Origin of the sequence: Cellvibrio mixtus subsp. mixtus J3-8, assembly GCF_000766945.1 — a bacterium.
Classification (GTDB): Bacteria; Pseudomonadota; Gammaproteobacteria; order Pseudomonadales; family Cellvibrionaceae; genus Cellvibrio; species Cellvibrio mixtus_A.
On record NZ_KN266216.1, the window covers coordinates 36470 to 55396 of the forward strand.

16 protein-coding genes are annotated in these 18927 nt (G+C 46.5%); all 16 read right to left on the reverse strand.

Annotation, left to right across the window (positions count from 1 at the left end; all coding sequences use genetic code 11):
* On the reverse strand, positions 1-2952 hold a 2952-nt coding region (locus tag A596_RS20765), incomplete at its 3' end, for a contractile injection system tape measure protein (protein ID WP_039918535.1).
* Between the two features lie 2 nt (positions 2953-2954).
* The gene (locus tag A596_RS20770) at positions 2955-5525 is read right to left on the reverse strand and encodes a hypothetical protein (RefSeq protein WP_039918538.1); all 2571 of its coding nucleotides are present in this window, start codon (positions 5523-5525) and stop codon (positions 2955-2957) included.
* Entirely contained in the window at positions 5522-5884 is a 363-nt protein-coding gene (locus A596_RS20775; RefSeq protein ID WP_039918541.1) for a hypothetical protein, read from the reverse strand. The genes A596_RS20770 and A596_RS20775 overlap by 4 nt, the downstream gene beginning before the upstream one ends.
* 5 nt (positions 5885-5889) lie before the next feature.
* Complete coding sequence (locus A596_RS20780; RefSeq protein WP_039918544.1) at positions 5890-6675, reverse strand: hypothetical protein; 786 nt, start codon at positions 6673-6675, stop codon at positions 5890-5892.
* 91 nt (positions 6676-6766) lie between these two features.
* Positions 6767-10609, reverse strand: coding sequence for a baseplate J/gp47 family protein (locus tag A596_RS20785; RefSeq protein ID WP_039918547.1), 3843 nt, complete (start codon positions 10607-10609; stop codon positions 6767-6769).
* 30 nt (positions 10610-10639) lie between these two features.
* The gene (locus A596_RS20790) at positions 10640-11047 is read right to left on the reverse strand and encodes a GPW/gp25 family protein (RefSeq protein WP_039918550.1); all 408 of its coding nucleotides are present in this window, start codon (positions 11045-11047) and stop codon (positions 10640-10642) included.
* 136 nt (positions 11048-11183) lie between these two features.
* Entirely contained in the window at positions 11184-11432 is a 249-nt protein-coding gene (locus tag A596_RS20795; protein ID WP_235425801.1) for a PAAR domain-containing protein, read from the reverse strand.
* A gap of 91 nt (positions 11433-11523) precedes the next feature.
* On the reverse strand, positions 11524-13314 hold the full coding sequence (vgrG, locus tag A596_RS20800) for a type VI secretion system tip protein VgrG (protein ID WP_039918556.1): 1791 nt from the start codon (positions 13312-13314) through the stop codon (positions 11524-11526).
* Between the two features lie 3 nt (positions 13315-13317).
* A complete protein-coding gene (locus A596_RS20805; RefSeq protein ID WP_039918559.1) occupies positions 13318-13995 on the reverse strand; it encodes a CIS tube protein in 678 nt (225 codons plus the stop codon).
* 2 nt (positions 13996-13997) lie between these two features.
* Positions 13998-14165, reverse strand: coding sequence for a DUF5908 family protein (locus tag A596_RS23190; RefSeq protein WP_160280190.1), 168 nt, complete (start codon positions 14163-14165; stop codon positions 13998-14000).
* Between the two features lie 32 nt (positions 14166-14197).
* Positions 14198-14677, reverse strand: a complete 480-nt coding sequence (locus A596_RS20810; RefSeq protein ID WP_039918562.1) for a phage tail protein — start codon at positions 14675-14677, stop codon at positions 14198-14200.
* Positions 14678-14696: 19 nt separating this feature from the next.
* Entirely contained in the window at positions 14697-15155 is a 459-nt protein-coding gene (locus A596_RS20815; RefSeq protein WP_039918564.1) for a phage tail protein, read from the reverse strand.
* Positions 15156-15265: 110 nt separating this feature from the next.
* Positions 15266-16963 carry a phage tail sheath family protein gene (locus A596_RS20820; RefSeq protein WP_039918567.1) on the reverse strand — a complete coding sequence of 566 codons (1698 nt, stop codon included), beginning with the start codon at positions 16961-16963 and terminating at the stop codon, positions 15266-15268.
* A gap of 17 nt (positions 16964-16980) precedes the next feature.
* Positions 16981-17790 (reverse strand): hypothetical protein, encoded by an 810-nt coding sequence (locus A596_RS20825; protein ID WP_039918570.1) that lies wholly within the window; start codon positions 17788-17790, stop codon positions 16981-16983.
* 47 nt (positions 17791-17837) lie between these two features.
* Positions 17838-18413: a Pvc16 family protein gene (locus A596_RS20830; RefSeq protein WP_039918572.1), complete on the reverse strand. Its 576-nt coding sequence runs from the start codon at positions 18411-18413 to the stop codon at positions 17838-17840.
* Positions 18414-18744: 331 nt separating this feature from the next.
* On the reverse strand, positions 18745-18927 hold a 183-nt coding region (locus A596_RS23650; RefSeq protein ID WP_459542210.1), incomplete at its 5' end, for a transposase.

Below are 18927 nucleotides of genomic sequence, written 5' to 3' on the forward strand. Positions count from 1 at the left end.
AAAAATAGTGTTCCAGAGGTAATATAACGGCTCTACTGCGATTTGATATTTTTCCGCAAAATTTTTGGAAAGCTGTTGCAGCAATTTATCTTTTGCAATTGTAGGTTCAATTAGCACTTGCACTGATGCCGGCTGCCATAAAACATCAGACACTATGGCGAAAGCATCTCGCAACCACTCATCGGTGGTCATTGTTAATTGTGTTGCCTCCACTTCAATTCCATCTTTGTTGACAATACCAAGGCTCCTTGCTTCCTGCAGAAACTCCACACGCCGTTCAGCGAGGCGGGAAAACCAGTCCTGGTAAGCCGGGGCGATTAATTCCAGCAGCTGTATTAAAACCGGTAATGACAGATCAGCTAACAAACGCTGGCGAATATCAGCTTGCACCCAATATTCAACCATTGCAGCAGCCAGTAATGAATTACGTTGTGTGCGATTAATATCGCTAACCTGGGGCCAAAGTTGCTCCAGGGCGTGAGCATTTTTGTGTAAAAGTGCTTGCTGGATTTTATTGAGCAGCGGTTCGACTGGCATTGGATCCGTAGGACTTTCATTGTGCTGTGCACTTCCAACAGGTGTTTCCAAATATCTCGCAGGATTTTCCGGTACTAAAGGCGAAAACGTTTTCCGGTTTTCCTTCTTTAACTCAATGGAGGATGATCGGGAGAAATTTCCATCGTTAGTGAGTGCTACACGGACAGCGGAAGCTATATCGGCGTCAATAGCATCTTTCGCAACAGCGGATGATTTTTCCTCAGGCGAAGACGGCGTTATTGATAATGAATCAATCGTATCATTCCAATAATAAAATAATGGTTCTGCCGCAAGCTGGTATTTTTTTGCAAAATGTTGCGCCAGTTTTTGCAATAAAGTATCTGCTGTAAATACAGGTTCGTTTACGACTGGCGAAGACTCTGCATTCCATAAAATGTCAGACACCAGGGTCAATGCTTCTCGCAACCAGTTATCGGCCGTTACGGGCAATTGCGCGCTAACGCTATCCGGGTTGTTGGCATGCCTGGTTTGCTGCAATAAATCCACACGTCGGCCAGCAAGACGTGAAAACCAATGTTGATAAGCAGGCGCAATCATTTCAAGCAACTGGATCAACATAGATAATGGCAGTTCAGCCAACAATATCCGGCGGATATCCGTTTGCGCCCACTGCGTTGCAATCGCAGTAATTAATTGCGAATCTTTCCGCTGACTATTAAAGCCAGTTATTTTCGGCCACAGCCGTTCCAATTCATAAATATTTTTTTGTGTAAAGGCCTGCTGGGCATCTTTTAAAAACAACTCAGCAGGCAATGACTGAGAGGCATCGGCGCTAATAAAAAGCGGCTCATTGGCATCAGGCAATGTTGTAACTGCATTTGCATCTTGCGTGATCGCTTTTCCAGTATTTTCCGCCTGGAATAACCCATTCCACATCGATTGCAAATCGCTTGCAACAACCTCGTATCGACTTGCAATTTGAAAAATCCATTCGTTCCACAACTTTTCCAGCGAGGGTATGTGGATGGTATTGCCAGTATCGTCATTTATTATGGAGAATATTTGTGTAGCGAGTATTTCGTAAATATTACCCAACCACACTGCTGTCGATTGATTAGTATCTGGCACAGTAGAATTGAATTGTGCGCTTCCGGATAAGCGTTGCAGCAACTCAAGGTATTTGTTCGCGTGCTGCTCAAAACTACGTGTTATTGGGTAGAGATCCGGAACAAGTACCACCAACATATCAGCAATAAATGCATGTGGCAGCTTTAATAATAATTGCTGGCGCAATTCCGGTTTGATCAGGTAATGTTTTAATCCGGCGATCAATAATTGCCGTGAATGTGGCAGCCATTGCGGCCAATAATGCATCAGTGCAGTCGCATCACCACGAACCAGGATGCCCGCGAGAATTTGTTGCGTGTTTGGCGCCTGCGATTGATGGTTATCGTCAACAGCATTCGTTATCTTTTCTTTTTGTTCTGTATCGGCTGCGGATTGTACATCTTCCAATAAGGAATAATTTTTATCTTGCAAAATTCCATGCGCGAAATTTTGCAGCTGTTGCCAATGTTCGGTGAGCGTATTTTCTATCGCTGCTGTCGAATCAGGCCGATACTGGAGTTGTTGCAAATGCTGGATGAAATTAATCCCTGATTCGCGCTCGTGGCCAAGCCATCGTTGCATCAGTTCTTTAAACCAGGCACGCGCACTGACAGTGGGGAGTTCAAGTGCGATGTCCAGAATATATCCCCATACCGGCTGTATTTTTTCAGTAGGCGTGGCGACTGAGGATGTTTGCAATATATCCAGCAATGCCAGTGCGATTTCCAGTTGGCCTGGCGCAAGCTGGCGTAGCAATGCAGTCCTGTGGCGCTCCGAAAATTGTTTTAACAAGCGCTCGATTAACTGGCTGCGATTGGGCAAGGCGCGCAATTGTGTTGCAATATGTTGCTCGGCAATTAAAGATTCCAGCAATTGCTGATGTAATTTTGGCGTACCACCTGCATTTGATCCAAGCATTGTGGCCTGCACATTTAATTGCCCGGTCCGCAAATAATCCAGCAAAATTTTTAACGCCGATGCGGGTTCCGTAATGCGATTTACCAACAGCGGTTGTTGGTTGTTAAACTCCAGTGGCAAACTTTTATCTTTAATCAAACGCGTTAATTTTTGTACTAATTGTTCACGAATGATGTAGCGATAATCACTGGCGGGTAATCGGCCGAAATCAAAAACCAGTTGTTCAAAATACAGGGTTTGTTCACCCGGTGCGTAAAAAGAAAATAATTCATCCAATGCCGGTAGTAGCTCACCACTCAACCAGTCAGCGATGCTGGCGCGTTCACGTCGTTCCAGCAACGTATTACTAAACTCCAACTCCACCACCACATCATCGATACAGTGACGCGCCTGGCGAAAGGACGGTTTGGTATGGAGTGGGAAGTTCATCGCTAAATCCAGTAAGACACAGAAGGCTGGTTTTGTTCCAGCCAATGGCGTAAATGGATTGCGGCCTGGTCCAACGGTGCGCAGCTTGCAGCTGGCTGGTCGCTATTCGCATGGTCCTGTTCATAGGATTGCAACGCACGTAACCAGGGTTGGTAATGGCTTTCAAATTCCTGCATTTGTTCCGGCGTTAACCAATAAATATGTGGAAACAAATGCGCAGCAAGATTGTTAGCGATAGTTTTTTCCGCAAACTGACGAAATGCCGGATTGGCAAAACGTGCAGTCCATTTGGGGAAGATGAAGCTGAGCCGGCAATGATAAAAGGCATCGCTGCTGCGAATATAATTTTCAACCCGCTCATCTTTAGGCGGTGTACGCGGGCGCAGCAGCAAGTGTTCTAATAGATAGAAGCCTTCGCTATTGGAATTTAAATCGGTAATTATTTTTTTAAACTTATGTACGTAAGCCTTGGCTTGCTCGCGTTCGGGGAATTCCTTGAGTGGAGTCCACAGTTTTTTGATGCGCGAATAAAAATAAACGCTGGTGGATTTATCCTGCTCTTGTAAATAGTAAGCATTGATATTGGTGCCGTCGCGAATCATTGCCGGGCTCAGGCTCAATGCTTTACCCGCACTGCTATTTTCTGCATTATTTCTAATGTTTTTGTTGTCCGCCCAACGCCTGATCTTTTGTTGCTCTTCACGGGTTAGTTGTGGCACTGCTCGCGCTGATGCTATTGCCGGAGGCTCACCCTGTTTGCATAGCACATTATCGCTCACCAATTGCACATTGTGCGCCTTAAAACTTTCACCCAATGTCACCAGGGTATCCAGCTGCTGGATTCCCAATAATATATTGATCTTTTTATGCAGGCTGCTGATGTTGGCTGATTGCCAATGTTGTTCACCCGTGTCAAAAGCGCCATTGCGGTTCTGGCTGATGTCAGCCAGGTGCAACAACATGCGGATTTTATTATCAATCGCCCAGTATTCCGGTTGCTCCTGGTGGTAATAATTAAAATGCAGCAGGCCTTCCTGGGAAAATTCTTCACCATAGAGCGCGAGCAAGGTGTCCAGGGCCCGGCTTTTGCGATCAAACGCCGGGTCATACTGCGCTTGCAAGGCGGTGATCGTATCCAGGTTAGTATCCGCGCTTTTATAGAGTGCCGTAAAATCCGGAATGGATTGGTTATCCAGGAATTGTGCGAAATAACTGTGATTAGGCACTTCGCCCAAACTGAATAATTGTTGCCAGTGTTGCAACAGCGCCAGCATGTTGGCCAGCAATTGCTCGAACGGATACAGATAGGATTTTAACTGTTGTGCCGCAATTTTCCGCTCGCGCGTTTCACTGGCGGGGATACCATCAGCATTGATGCCATAGACATTTGGAAAATGATGCTGGATTGAGTAATAGCCCAGGAATTGTTTCTTTTTACCTTGCGGTAAAACGACAAATTGCGCGGTGTCAGTTTTGTTATTGCGAAATGCGCGATATTCAAATTCAAGTTTTTGCAGTGCGCGACGGGTTTCTCCCATTAAGTGTTCGAGGATTTCATCGCGCCCTTTAACAACATCTTTGGCATCGGTTGTTTTACCGGGATTAAAATCAATTTTTAACCAGGTTTGTTGGGCTATTTCTTCCGGGAATTTCAGGAAGAACGATTGTTCCATCAACGCATCACCATCCAGGGTCTGGCCATCGGCATTAACTAACTCAAGGTGATAAACTTTTTTAACGCCGTCAATTGCAGACACAATTGCGTTGAGTTCGTCCAGCGCTTTGCCGGGATTGGTTTCATTCAGCCCTTCACTGGCGATATAACCGTGACGCGTGAGTGGCCCGGTAAAAATAGTGTCCAGGCTTTCCTGCAATGCGAGGGTCTCGTAACGTTCTATCGCAACGTTGGAGGAAATTTTGCGCGCGACCTGAAAAAATACGTCGGCATAAATATCTGCACTTGGACGAATGCCGGTGGTTTCAATAACACCTTTTAAAAAGCAAGCGCTACTGCGTTCGATACGAATGCGATGGATATCTTCGCCAAGGTTCCGATTTTTTTGGTAAACACGCAGCACTTTTTTACGCACGGCCGCGCGATATTCATCGGTGTATTCGGGGCCAATTAACGGCTGCAATAATTTTAATGATACATCGTAAAGACACGCGCCGTAATTACCGGGCTCATCCACAGTGGTTACACGAATTGCATCAATCTCCGGTACTTCATCAAGGATGCGTTTGCAATAATCTTCTGCCGTTACTGGCCGGGTTGGAAAAATTTCCTGGGGTTTATACAACGCGTGATGGTGGAAATCTATCTGGCCACGCTCATTCGCCAGGTAATCGGCAATGGGTTGTTTGGCTTGATAGGCTAATTCGGTCAGGCCATAGCACAATTGCTCCAGGATCGTAACACCGGGATCGTGCAGGTTGTAATCAGTCCAGATATCCCCGGCGAGCTGTTGCACATGCTCAATACCCTGCGTGCGCAAGCTGGAAAAATCCAACGGATCAACACCGGGTACCAGGCGTTTTATGCCTTGCTTTTTGATCGGATCCGGTAAGCTCATGACACCGTTTCCGTAGCGACAACTACATTGGTTGCACCAACTTCATCACCCGCTGCATCAGTGGCAAATAATTGTGTATGTAATTGCTGGTGCAAATTCTGGATAAGCCCGCTGACGCGGTTATAGGGCAACTCACCCAATGCTTTAATACAGGTTGCGAAATCATTTTTGCTTATCAAAAATAATTGCGCGTTATTTTTATCCGCCGGTGATTGATAAAATTGTTGGGCTTGCTGGTTGAGTGAGCCAATAATTTCAAACACTTTTTTGAATGGCTGTTCCATTAACGCTTCCAGCACAAGGCTGCTTTGCGCCAGAGTCAAGTGCACATGTAAATCCGGTGGAGTTGAAGTGTTCATCACGATTACTCCGGCGCCCGATTACTGTTCAGCATTAATGGATCAAACCACTGGCGGGTAAGGTGGTAGTGAATCCAGATATCTTTACCGTAGGAGCATTGGCTGCGCAGTTGCAGCTTGTAATGAAATTGCCCGAGTTCAGGTACGGCTTGCCAACGTAGTTCCAGTCGATTGCATTTGTTGCCAAAAAACGCATGCTGGGTTTCAATGCTGCCTTTGCCATTAAATGCATTCATGGCACGGGCATGGATCAATGCGTATTTACCATCGGAATCCTGGCCGCCAACACCGGCGACAACTTCAAAGACTTCACAGCCAGTCAGGGGACTGGTGATGTCATACCATTCGCCATCAGCAGCGACCGCAAATTCACCGGCTTTCCCCATGCGCCCGCTGGAGGCAATAGTGCCTTCCACATCGAGCGTGTATTGCGGATTTTCTTTATTAATACCCACCGCTACACGCAGGGAATTATTATTGTCCTGTTGACCGCCATGGCTGTACAAACTAATTACATGGGGCGCAGCGGGTGTACCTATGTGTAAGTGGTTATCGCCATTGCCCAACTCCATAAACCATTGCGGGCTTTCTACCGCGATGTTTTTATAAAAACTTAGCAAGCGCCCGGAGCCCATCAGTTGCGATATCTTTAAACCGTCGCGGCTGGTTTTATCAAAACCCTCTTCGAGGATATTAACCATCGAATCGATTAAATTGGAAAAGTCCTGTTCCGAGGGCATTTTGCCTTTTCTGAATTTATTTTTAAGCGCGTTTCTATCGAGCTTTTCCATAATGCAATCCGTCAGTTACCAGCGTTTTCTAATTAATGGCGTGTGGAAATAACTTCTTCAAAAAAATTACAGGAACCTTACTGTTAAAAAATTATCCGGAAATAATAAATGTACTACCCACTTCCAATTCATCCACACCGGTGCGCTCAGCGCGAATCTGCCGATGCAAATCGGTCGTCAATAAATAATGGCGACGAATAGGTACCGCCGTGCTCCAGGGATACGTTGGTTTAAAAGTGTGGCTAATATCGCCTGCATGCGCAGGTTCGGCCGTGTCATCGAGCAGGAATAAACCTCCGGTGCTGGGCGCAATGCGCAACAGCGAAAAATCAGTTACATGATCAATGTATTCCAGGTTCTGGATAAACGATCGGATTTCCTGTTCACTCAAACTCCAGCCAAAATGTACCGTGTTACCGCCGGGCGACCAGGGCGATAGGTAATCGCACAGCGCCTGGTTCAATAAATTCTGGTGGCGCCCCGCGTGTAAACCTTTACGGAAATGCACTGCACAGCGCACCTGGATTTCCTCATAGAGTGGATTTTCTACCGCAATTTTTACGGCCTCGGGCACAAGTGCCTGGATAAATTCTTTAATTTCAAGAATTGTGTGGCCATCAAAATACGGTTGGAAATCCTGCTCATCCGTAGCGTCGGGATGTGGAACCACCACAATTAATATATGCCCCGGACTTACCGGTGCAGCAGGATCTGAACGCAGGTTGGCGAAGCATTTCGCTTTGAATACTTGTGGAAAGGCTTCCAGGATTAGCATTTCATAATCGAGCGGCGCGAGCGCACGATTTTTATGGCGCAAACGCTCACTGATTCGGCGACGCAAACGGGCATTACTTTCGGCAGGAACACCGCCAAAGGAATTGCTGATTTGCATTACGCCGTTAATACCGGCAATAGTTTGGCGGGTGCGTTTAATCGTATCCGCCGGTAATTGCATCGGCTGTATTGCCAACGGATGGTCGCCGGATATCCAGCTGGCTTTCACGGCTTGTGCATAGACCGAAAATAGTTCGCTGAAATGGGCGAGGCAATCATCTGCTGTAATTTTTAACCAGTATAAATTTCCCGGCATGATACTGTTGCCTTTGGTCATTTTTTCCGGCATTAACAGGGTCACTATGCCCGAGGTCATAAACCCTTGCGTGGAGTCGCTGAGGATGTTGCGCACATCCAAAGGGCGCCACTGGTTTTCGCTCAGGTAATGCCAGGTAATTAAATCGCTGACAGAACGCAAACTGTTTTTACGTTCGCTATTGAGGCTGACTAGCTGTGCATCATCAACGGGCAACGAATTATTTTTTAAATGGAATAGCAAACTGAGTTGCTGGATATCGCTTGCATCTATTCCAATAAATAAAGAACCGGCCTGTGCGTATTGCGGTAAAAAATACAACCGTGAATGGCGCAGTGGCGAAATCAATTCCCATCCGAGCGGATGTAAATGGAAATATTGTTCCTTGCTGGTCGCGCTAACTTCGCGAGTTGTATCCGCCAGGGTGATTATCGACTGGGCGGAATAATTTAACCGGATACTATTTATTTCCGGTGTATAGGGCGGGTTGGGAATTGACCGGGCCAGGCGCGAATTTTTTACACGGGTGTTGTGCGTTAATGTTTCCGCCAGCAAATTCGGGTATTCGCGATGGCCAAACGCTCCCACCGGCCCCTGCAAGGTAAATTTAAATAAACCATTGCGCGTGAGCGGTGAATAGGTAAATATTTTTTGCCGTTCAGTGACAGTTTCGGCGCTGCTGAAAATAATCGCGCTACCCGCCGATAAATTACTGTCCGTCTTTAAATAGACGCTGCCATTTTTTAATCCCTGCGCAAATAGCGGCATGGTTTGCGGCGCAGCTTGCCAGCGACCATTAGCCAATACACTGGCATTCACCACAAACTGGTTATTATCGCGTGGAAATAAATAATCCCCGTACCAGCGATTAAAACCGCCCGCTACCGTCGGCAAGCCACTCCATTCAATATCCAGGTTCCAATCCAGCAAGTTTTTGCTTCGGGTTTCTTCATGGCCGACAATAAAATAGGAGCCGACTTCCGGCATAGGGCCAAACGGTTGGAACGGCGAGAGCGGTGATAATTGGCCGATATTGTTGTGTAACAATAAATCGCTGCAACCTGTTACATCCACGCGGATACGTACTTCACGCAATACCAGCTGCCGCACTATGTCGTAGGGATATTGCAAATAATTTTCGCGCAGGGTACAGCGCAACACCGGTAAAATAGTAGTGAGTTGATCGCCGTGGATCACAGGATTGTACGCACTGATTGCCGGCGCGCTTTCGGGCAGGCAAAACTCCAGGCGAATTGCATTGGTTTTTACAGTGGAATCTGTTGCTTGATAAGCCGGTTTGTATTCAACAATATCCAACCAACCTTCAACGGTAGTTAAACTGAGTTGGAACATTTTGCTGAAGTAAGCAAAAAATTTTGCTTTGTCATCGGCGATAGTATCTTTAATCGTCGGCATATGCCGCAAGATATTGGCGAGCTTGCTCCAGGGTTGCGCGCGCAAGGTTTCAAATACCAAATCGACGGTGATTTGTCGCTGGCCTTCGCGCAGTAACAATACCTGGCTTGCCACTGCGAAGCCCAGGCGCGCTGCTTGTGCATTATCACCCGTACGCCCATCGCCACTGGTATCTACGCGCGGTGCGCCAAAAAATGGTTGGGGTAAAAATTTATCGCGCACTTTTTTATCCGCGCGCGGTTCTGCGTTAATTTGATTCAGCCACGCGCCGTCAGAAAGTTTCACCAGGTTACGTTTGGCAATGACCAATGCCCTGGCTTCCACCGCATCAGTTTCAATGGGTGTTTCCGGGCCAGCGACTAATGGCTCAATGGTATTCACAATGGTTTTGGTGCGCAGGTCCAGATTTACACGCGGAAAAAACAAGCTATAGAGCGATTGCACTTCCGCATCAGTGACCAAGGTATCTTCATCGCTGGCGTACACAATATCGCGACTGTTGTTGTCGATACCGGCAAAAAATTCTGTGCCTTTGGGCAGCGATATGTAACGCTCTTTTATACCCGCTGCGATTACCAGATATACGCTGTCCGGGTGCGCAGGGCGCGCCCTGGCTTGCAGCACCTGGTTAAAATAAAAATCGATAAAATCGAGCGTAAAACGATTCACACGTTGTTGCAGCAATTGATACAGACGGGTGAAGGCGACGCGCAACGCTAATGCCGGGTCGTGGTTTTGGCTGTGCATAGATGCGGGTAAATGCGCACGCGCACCGGCCTGCACCATGTCCACTGCTTTCAGCAGTGAAGCGTAGATCGAGCGCAGCACAATTTCATTTAATCCCTGTGCAGGTTGTGACCATTGGCCCGCTTCCGTGCTCATCAACTTTACAAAAGGTTCGGATAAATTGCGTGATTGTTTGATGCGCTCCGGCATAGCGCCATACACACGAACAAATTCGCGCGCTAGCCCGCGAATAACACTTTCCAGTAAACCGTACATGGCTTCACCCGCAGGGCTTTGCGAATGGCGCAACAAATTCCACCAACGATCAATCAAACACGCGAGCCCCGATACCGAGGCGGGATTTTTGGATTCAGTGACAACCCATTCGAGTTCATCCAGTTCCTGTAACATGCGCGCTTTAAAGCGATTTTCCAATTCGTGCGTGTTCACTGCCAGTATTTGCGCCATGACAATAATTTCATCGCGCGCAAATATCACCGGATCAATTTCAGTCTCCGCAAACGCTACACCGGGCATATCGACCAGGCGCGCATAGTCCTGCATTTGTGTGAGCAATTGCTCCAGGCCCATTTCATCGACATTGAAGTAGCCCGGTTGTAATGCGGGCAAAAAACGGCGACGCTGACTCATGCCATCGCGGACATGCAGCTGCGGAGCAGTTTTTGCCTTATCAACATTCATACCGCGTTACTCGGTTACCTGGTCAAACAATTAAATCGAAGCATTGCTGGCTTCATGGATATAAAACGGATATACGAGGTTGTAACGATTATTGGTGGATCGCACCCGATAAATAATATTCAGCAGCACTTTGCCTTCCAGATGATCGTCATCATTAATCTCGATATTTTCGACGGTAATACGCGGCTCAAAAAATAAAATGGCTTTCTCAACCAGATCGCGCATGACCGCAAAACTGCTTTCATCAAGATTGTCGAATACATGGGCTTTTAATCCGCAACCATAGGCGGGTTGCATTACCCGTTCACCCGGCGTTGTTGATAATAGAATCCACAAACTTTCATAAATATCCTGCTCGGCAGACACGGTCACCAAACCGTTGCTGGTAAAGGCGGGGGGAAAACTCCACCCGGTGCCGAGAAAGGATTTTGAATTCATTGTTTGGATCTCATCTATTCGCCAGTACAAGGATATTATTTGGTTTAATAAATACATCCGTGCAGGTTCGAATCGGCATCCATGCCCCAAACGGTTTTGAATCAAACACACGCTTACCCTTGCATATTATTTTTGATTACCCACCAATCATTACCGTAGGAAGACCTAAAACAATATTGCCACCGTGCGCAGTGGTATCGCCCATGCGTGCAGCAGGCATATTGCCGATGAACACGGTTGCCGAGCCTTTCACAATAGAGTCCGGTGGACCAACGCAAACACACGAGTCGCCTACTACTGCAGCCGGCAACTTACCAATTAACACTGTCGGTACACAGGGACCGACGATAGGCCCGCCCACATGGGGAACCGGTCCAGTGGTCATTGGGCATGCATGCATATCCGTAATTCGCGCAGCGGGTGGCATAGTTTTTTACTCGTTGATAATATTTTTAAATTCGCTATTCATTAAAAAATTAATTGATCATCACCATGGCACCTTTGATCGTGGTAGTGCCAGCAGCAGACACTTCCGCGGTGGCGCTACCTTTTGCGGTGAAGCCAACATTCGCAGTGCTGGTAATATTCAACCCGGTTTGTTTGATATCCATTTGTGCTGTTGCTTCAATATTGCCGGTGGCATTGAGTACAATTTTGCCCTGCGCTTTTAAAGTGATGTCTTTGGGGCTATCCAAGGTAATCCCCGCTGAATCCAGCGTGACTTTGTTGCTGTTTTGGTCTTGCAATAAAATTGATTTGCCATCGTCGCTGATAACGATCTGGTTATTTGCCGGTGTGATGATGGTGATAATCTTTTTTTCTTCGTTGAATTCCACTTTCATTTTGGTGCGCGTCACCAGCGCCTTGGTATTGTTAGCTGCTTCCGGTGTGTAGGGAGATACATTTTTACTGGAATATAAACTGCCGAGGATAACCGGGTGAGAGGGATCATCATTAAAAAACCCCAGTACTACTTCGTCGCCAATTTCCGGCAGGAAAAATGCGCCGAATGTATTCGAGCTGTAAAAGTTGGCGAGCCGCGCCCAGAAGCCATCCGTAGTCGCACTCATTTCCGGAATCGACACCTGGATGCGATATTGGCTTTCAGGGTCTGCATCCAGTTTCATGACTGTACCCACATGCAAACCGCTGATGCCGGCCGTTAATCCTGCCGCGGGCGGCGCTGCCACTTCATTGACTTCGGTAAACCAGTTGGGTGACATTCCGAATTCGGCGCGTGTAATCCAATCACCCTCGATCACGCGGTGATGCACAGCACTGATAAATGCATCGCCATTAAAACGATCACCCACTGCAGCAAGTTCAATAATGACACCGGGTTTCGCCAGCGCACTGCCTTGAAAACTGACCTGGCCGCGAATGCGCGCCAGGCCGGATTTTAATTGCTGGGCTTTCGCCCAGGAGGTAAGCAAACTGCTGTCTTGCGGAATGGTGCTTTGCAAACGAAAATCGCTGAGCGCGAGTACACCGGCGAGCGTAGCGGAAGTAACATTACCCTGGCTGTTTAATGCTTCCGGTGTCGCTTGTTGTTGCAGTAATTGGTGGGTAGCGAGATCCCAGCCATTGCTGGTGACGTTACTGAATTGATGGCGTGCATCCATCTCCGCATTGAATTCAATTAAATCCATTCCGTAAGTCACCGTTAATACCGCCGCACTACTCACAGCGGGGGGAGCTACCGTAACAGTGCCCGCCTCAAGCGTGACCAACATACCGTTGGCTTCAGCGCGCGCGAGCATAAAATCCCAATCGCTACAGTAAAACTGTACCAATTCCTTGTGTTCAAATGTCGTCGCGGTAACTGTGGCGCTGAGCCCCGAATAAGTACCAATCAATGCCGTAATAATATCGCTGTCTTTTTTATTCAGGTAATTGGCATTTTTACGGCCGGCAGTCATCGCAATTGCTTTATCTTTGCATTCAACAATTAAACGCGCAGCGTTGTTGCCGGAAATTTTTACCGAGTGTTTGATAATAATGCCGGAAAAAACTTCAACGATTTGTTGGTCATAACCCAGTTGGATTTTAATCGTTGCACCGGGTACAAAAGTCGCACTGTCGCTGTTGGGAAATTTTGCTTCCGGCATATTGCCATCATTAAACACCAGCGTTGCGGTGTTGATGCGATTCACACAACAACTAATATCAATGGAAACTATTTCAATAGTTGTCGGCAGGTCTGTGCCATTTACCGAAATGGTATAGGAGACAACACCGCTAGCATTTGTTGCAGGAGATACAGCCATGATTTACACCAGCGGAGGAAAGCGCAAGAACTGGCCTGGCACCAATTCGCGGAAATTACGGAGATGATTAAATTCTGCAACAGCGAGGTAATAACTACTGTCTTTGTAAATACGATGGCATAACAGTGGCAGGGTATCGCCCGCTTTCACTTCTACCAGATGGGTTAGATCCGGTGATTCCATGCTCGCCGAGCGAAACACTTCTTCTGTTGTAGTGAACGCGGTAAATTTTAGCGTGACGCGCGCGCGCAACGGTTCACCGCTGGGTTTGAATAGCGTGTATTTAACATCGAGCGATTCAAGGCGCGCTTTAAATAGTAATGGCCCCCAGGATACTTCGACTACCGGTGGCTCGTGTTCAGTGCCGTCGTAGGTATAGGCAACTTTACGTAACAGGGCGACCTGTTGCAGTACGGTAGTAGTAGTGCCGGGCACTACACCAGTGCCATCCAGTACCATTTCTTTAAATTCAATTTTGTCCGGGACTGACTTGTTATATTTTTTTTCGCCACCGGGGCCAATCGCTTTGTTGTCAGCATATTTAATCGCGGACGTGTGCGTGTACTCTTCAGGGTTGATCAATGCTTGAAAGGGGGTATCGCCATTCACGGTTGCTACGCCATTGCTGACGTCACACGGCGAAATTTTTAATTTGATTTTGGTACCGGAGGCGACGGGCATGGTTAACGCTGTCCTTTATCGTTCAGCATTTCCTGAATTAAACGGCGACACTCCTCAAGCACTTCATACTTAATGGCTTCGGCAGAAATATCTGCACGGGAGCTATCTTCCTGATACACATCATCCACAACGCTGGATTTAATCAGTAACTGTTTAATTTCGATGGCCATAATCGTTCATCCAGATAGCGGATTTCTGCGCTTTATTTAATACGCTTGGAATAGTTGTAGCTGAATGAAATTTTTTCGATGGCAACTTCGTTTTTGGTGGAATTGAAACCTTCTACTTCCCATTTCACTGGAAATGCGTTAACAAATACCCATCCACGTAACGGAGCAGCATTTTCATCTAACAAATACACGCGAATCGTTTGCGGCACTATGGCTGCGTTCAAACCACCTTCGAACACCGATTGACACCAGGTCACTAACGGTGATGTTGATGCAGCGATACCGCGCTTTAATTCAAGGTTGGGGTTTTTTACCCCGCGCGGCAATTTGTGGACGAAACGATTCTCACCACCTTCCGGGACTTCCTCAACTGTCATTTCGCTACTGATGCCAGAAACATCCTGAAACGACGCATCCGGGCTATTGGCACTATTGCCAAAAACCACCTTGAAATAAAACGCAGAAGGCGGATAAAAACCGCCTTCTGTGCTTGCTGCTGGACTTGCAGGCATATTAGATAGTCACTCGCGATTAACCGTTAGCGATGGTCAAGCCTTCGTGGACAATTTCAATGCTCTCGATCGCAACTTCATTACCTTCTGCTTTTAAATCCGTGGAGGTAATTTTGGTTGGCCAGGCATTTTTGAGTGTCCACACCATGGTCGGTGCACTGGATTCATCCAGCAAACTGATGGTGACCGGAACACGCTTGATGGTATTGAGTTTGATCTGGTTGAGCCAATCCCAGAATTTGTTATCGCCCTTGAATACGCCTTTTTTCATAGTGACGTTGCTGAACTTCACCATGCCCGGCATTTTCACGACGGAAAATACTTTGCTATCACCGGAGCGATATTTAATTTCTTCTGATTGAATATCCAATCCACTGACTTCCTGGAAGGACATTACGTTGGTATCCCATTTCACTTCAAAATGGAACTTGGGGAGTGGCCATATATTGGCTGATTGTGTTGAGCCGTCTTCTGCCATGATTATCTCTGCCTTAATTAATCAATGGTTAACATTCTTGCGCGGTTTTATCTCTCTTCAAAAAATGTTTCGAGACAATAAAAACCGCGCGTTAATCTTGCATTCGTTTATCAGGATTTTTGCATTTGTTGCTGGAAGGTGATCTCGATAAATTCCGCTGGACGGCTCAGCGCCACCAATACAGTTACACGCAAAATTCCTTCAAGAATATCTTCTGCAGTCATGGTTTCACCCAGGCCCACATGCACACTGAATGCATCTTCCGGGCTGGAACCGGCAAGGCCACCACGCTTCCATACACTCGCCAGGAAGTTGCTGATCATGCTTTTCACAGTAACCCAGGTGTTGGCCACGTTGGGTTCAAATACGTAAGCTTTGGTAGCCAAACGCACAGACTCTTCCAGCATGATCATGGTGCGACGCACGTTGATGTAACGCCAGTCGAGGCTGTTGCCATCAAGGGTACGTGCGCCCCATACCAATGTGCCTTCGCCAATAAAGGTACGAATCGCATTGATGGATTTACCGGCGGTATCTACGTTGAGATCTTCTTGTTCTTCGTGATTGATATTTACCGTTGGCGATGACACTGCACTCAAGCTCACATTCGCCGGTGCTTTCCACACGCCGCGTGAGTTATCAACCATGGTGTAGATGCCAGCCAATGCAGCACTTGGCGGTAGCAAATTCAATTTATGTTGAATACCGGTGAGCACTTGGTTATAGAGCGGGCTCACTGCACTGAGCGTTTTGTGCAGCTCGTTATTTTCTGCAGCACTCTTGGTAGCAATGGTGGTCAGTTTGTTGATCTCGGTAATAATACTGTCCTGCTTTTTCGCAGACGGTACATTCTCAAGCACTTCCAGCGTCAACAATTTTACCAAGTCGTCGAGATTGTCCGGATGCACATTGCGGAATGACAATTCACTCACCGGCACAATCGAGGTATTTAACCAGGGATAATAAGCCGCACTGAACGCTGGAAAATTAGTAGACATTTTCAAGCGGAAAGTATCGATACACGAATTATCGCGATTGTCCTGGAAGCCACCAAATACATCGAGGATAGCGAAACGGTTTTTCATTTCATAACCACAATGATTCACCATTGCCTGCTGCAAGGTAAAACATTCTGCACCTTCGGTGACGCCATCTTTTTTAGCAGCACCCAATGAGACAGCTTCCGGGATCACCAGCATGGTTGGCTCTTGTTCTTTTTTCAGCAGCTCAATCCCGCTGGCCAGCTCTGCAGATTTAATTTCTTTGGCGCTGTACGTGCCGACAGAAACAATATAACAAGCACCACCACCGTTCTGGAAAAACAAATTGATGCTGCGATACAGCAAGTAATAAGGGCCATCTAATGACAGGAAATATTTATCGTCTTTGCCACCCGAAAAATCTTCTTCATCGCCGCTGAACAAATCCGGATTTACGGTGATACCTGCAATACCGGCAACATCTTGTTTCGCTTTAGCCAATGCATAAGCCTTTTTGTCATCGTCGCTAGCATCATCAGCAGGTGGGGTGAGTGTTGCAGCTGGCGTTGCAGTGCCTGCTGCAGTTGCATCTTTTTTGGTTTTGCGCGCAATTTTAAACGTGGCTGGCGGCGGGCCTCCGAAGTAGCTGATAAATTCAGCCATTGAAGAAATACGCCAGGGTTTTTGGTGCAAGCTTTTACCTTTGTTGTCGGCAAATTCGGTGTAACCGATAAAGGCCGGAACAGCGGTTGCTACTTCAACAACGGAGTTGGGAAAAGCGTCTTTTTCGACAATGTAGACGCCGGGAGTTTTATACGCGCCAGCCATATGGGTTCCTTTCAGTGCTATTGATTGACATAAATTTCTGCAACAAGAATTTGCTGCCCCTTGAGGTTCCTGCTCTTGCTGATCAGATTAATTCCTGCGTTGGGTAAACGCCTGATCAAAATCTTGCCTGAATTATTTTTATCCTTCAGTTGAAAGCGCTGCTTCGGTTCACTGTTCATTGCAATGGGAATTTGCGAAATAAACGCTTTACCGTTTTTAGCAACAGGTTCATCACTTTGATCGAAACCTATTGCATTGGGCGAACCTACATCATGGATGTCTAATTCCAGTTTTGCCAGTTCACCAAAAAAATAATATTTCCAATAAAGCTCGCGGGTATTAAAACGCAACCAAAAAATCTCCGCTGCCGCAGTCTTTGCAGCAACAAATGCACTGTCGTTTAAATCTATATCAACAACCACTACGGGCGTGCGTATGCCGGGTTTTATGCGTGCGGAATATTCGCTTTGTAATTGTGGCGGGGGCTCGCGCTCTAATACAAGGCCACTGTTATCCGCTGTAATATTTTTATTGGTTGCATACAGTGGTGTGTATAAACCTTCGGTTTCTGCTGTATAAAAACCAAAATAATTATCCTGCGCATAGGCGTTAAAACGCAGCACAGATTCATCATCATCCGCTGCAATCCAATTATCGAGATCAGCCACTAACGAAAAACCAATATCGCTGTGCCGCACCAGTAATTGATAGCGACGCAATAATCTTTCGGTCGCCGGGGTGGGTTCAAAATGCAAATGTGTGCATCGCCCATCCGCAAAAAAAGCGTGAGCGACCCCAAGCGTGAAGACAGGTTTAAACTGCGCCACAACAATGTCCTTTGCTAATTATTTCAATAATAAATTTATATTAGCGATTAACCGCGCACATCGCTTTGCGGACGAGTCGCATAAGGCAATTGTGCAATTACATTGTCAGGGTTGATGGTTACCATGCGCACGCGATAGAAAACCGAGGGAAGGTATTTCCCGCCCAATAAACCCCAGAGATTACTTAAATCCTGAATATTCAGGTTCTCGATATCCAAAACGAGTTTATCGATGCGTGAATCCAGATCCGGTGTCGATTGTTTATCAAACACCGGCTGCATCTGAAAAAATGCGATGGCCTTGGAAATAAATTTCAGCGCTTCCGGATAATTGCTGCCACTGAAATTCGCTGCGAGCATCACATATAAATTTAAATACAACGAACGGCTACCCACTAATGCGCGGCCATCAAAACCGGTAGCGCGTACTGCATTAGCGTTGGGGACAGTATCTTTCTCAATATTGGTTAGTAATAACACCAATTTATTATTGGTATTGGCTGCAACATTGCCATCACTTTCTACCAGGCTGGATACCACCACAATATCTTCAGTGAGATTATTGGTGCGCTTGAGGTGAGCATTTAGCTGCGTTGCCAAATGGTTAATAGCCGCCTGAATCACCTGCGCTCTTAGCCTCTTATGTAGTTTTGATCTACCAATTTATGTAATTAATGCAATTTGTGTAAGAAGTGCAATTCAAGGATGTTAGCACAAAATTTTTTGACGTCTCGTGCTTTTTTGAATGGAAACTGAATAAGATTTTTCGATGTTGATTAGCGCGACAAAGATAATGCATTTTTGTTCAAAAAATTAACAACTTCGCGTTTTTGCCCAGACATAGTGCACAAATTTTTATAAATAAAATAACAGTCTTCTTTAGTTTGTCACCAAAATCATTGTTAGAAACTTAAACAGTCCACGCCTTAATAATCATTATCGCCTTTAGGCAAAGTCACACCGTATGCATATGGTCAGGTATCACCACCCAGGCATCAATATGAAACGGACGTTTACGCCTAACCTTAGCCACCGACTCCCGCAAACTATCCACATAATCCACCAACAATGTTTTTTTACGATCAAACAAATTCACCGTAAAAAAATACGTCCCACCCTCCAAATAATTACGCCGATA

Bases quoted from the DNA above. Each gene is read 5' to 3' on its own strand.
- A596_RS20820 (WP_039918567.1), bottom strand. From the start codon at position 16,963: ATGGCTGGCGCGTATAAAACTCCCGGCGTCTACATTGTCGAAAAAGAC.
- vgrG (WP_039918556.1), bottom strand. From the start codon at position 13,314: ATGGCTGTATCTCCTGCAACAAATGCTAGCGGTGTTGTCTCCTATACC.
- A596_RS23190 (WP_160280190.1), bottom strand. From the start codon at position 14,165: ATGGCCATCGAAATTAAACAGTTACTGATTAAATCCAGCGTTGTGGAT.
- A596_RS20780 (WP_039918544.1), bottom strand. From the start codon at position 6,675: ATGGAAAAGCTCGATAGAAACGCGCTTAAAAATAAATTCAGAAAAGGC.
- A596_RS20815 (WP_039918564.1), bottom strand. From the start codon at position 15,155: ATGGCAGAAGACGGCTCAACACAATCAGCCAATATATGGCCACTCCCC.
- A596_RS20810 (WP_039918562.1), bottom strand. From the start codon at position 14,677: ATGCCTGCAAGTCCAGCAGCAAGCACAGAAGGCGGTTTTTATCCGCCT.
- A596_RS20785 (WP_039918547.1), bottom strand. From the start codon at position 10,609: ATGAATGTTGATAAGGCAAAAACTGCTCCGCAGCTGCATGTCCGCGAT.
- A596_RS20795 (WP_235425801.1), bottom strand. From the start codon at position 11,432: ATGACCACTGGACCGGTTCCCCATGTGGGCGGGCCTATCGTCGGTCCC.
- A596_RS20770 (WP_039918538.1), bottom strand. From the start codon at position 5,525: ATGAGCTTACCGGATCCGATCAAAAAGCAAGGCATAAAACGCCTGGTA.
- A596_RS20775 (WP_039918541.1), bottom strand. From the start codon at position 5,884: ATGAACACTTCAACTCCACCGGATTTACATGTGCACTTGACTCTGGCG.
- A596_RS20805 (WP_039918559.1), bottom strand. From the start codon at position 13,995: ATGCCCGTCGCCTCCGGTACCAAAATCAAATTAAAAATTTCGCCGTGT.
- A596_RS20790 (WP_039918550.1), bottom strand. From the start codon at position 11,047: ATGAATTCAAAATCCTTTCTCGGCACCGGGTGGAGTTTTCCCCCCGCC.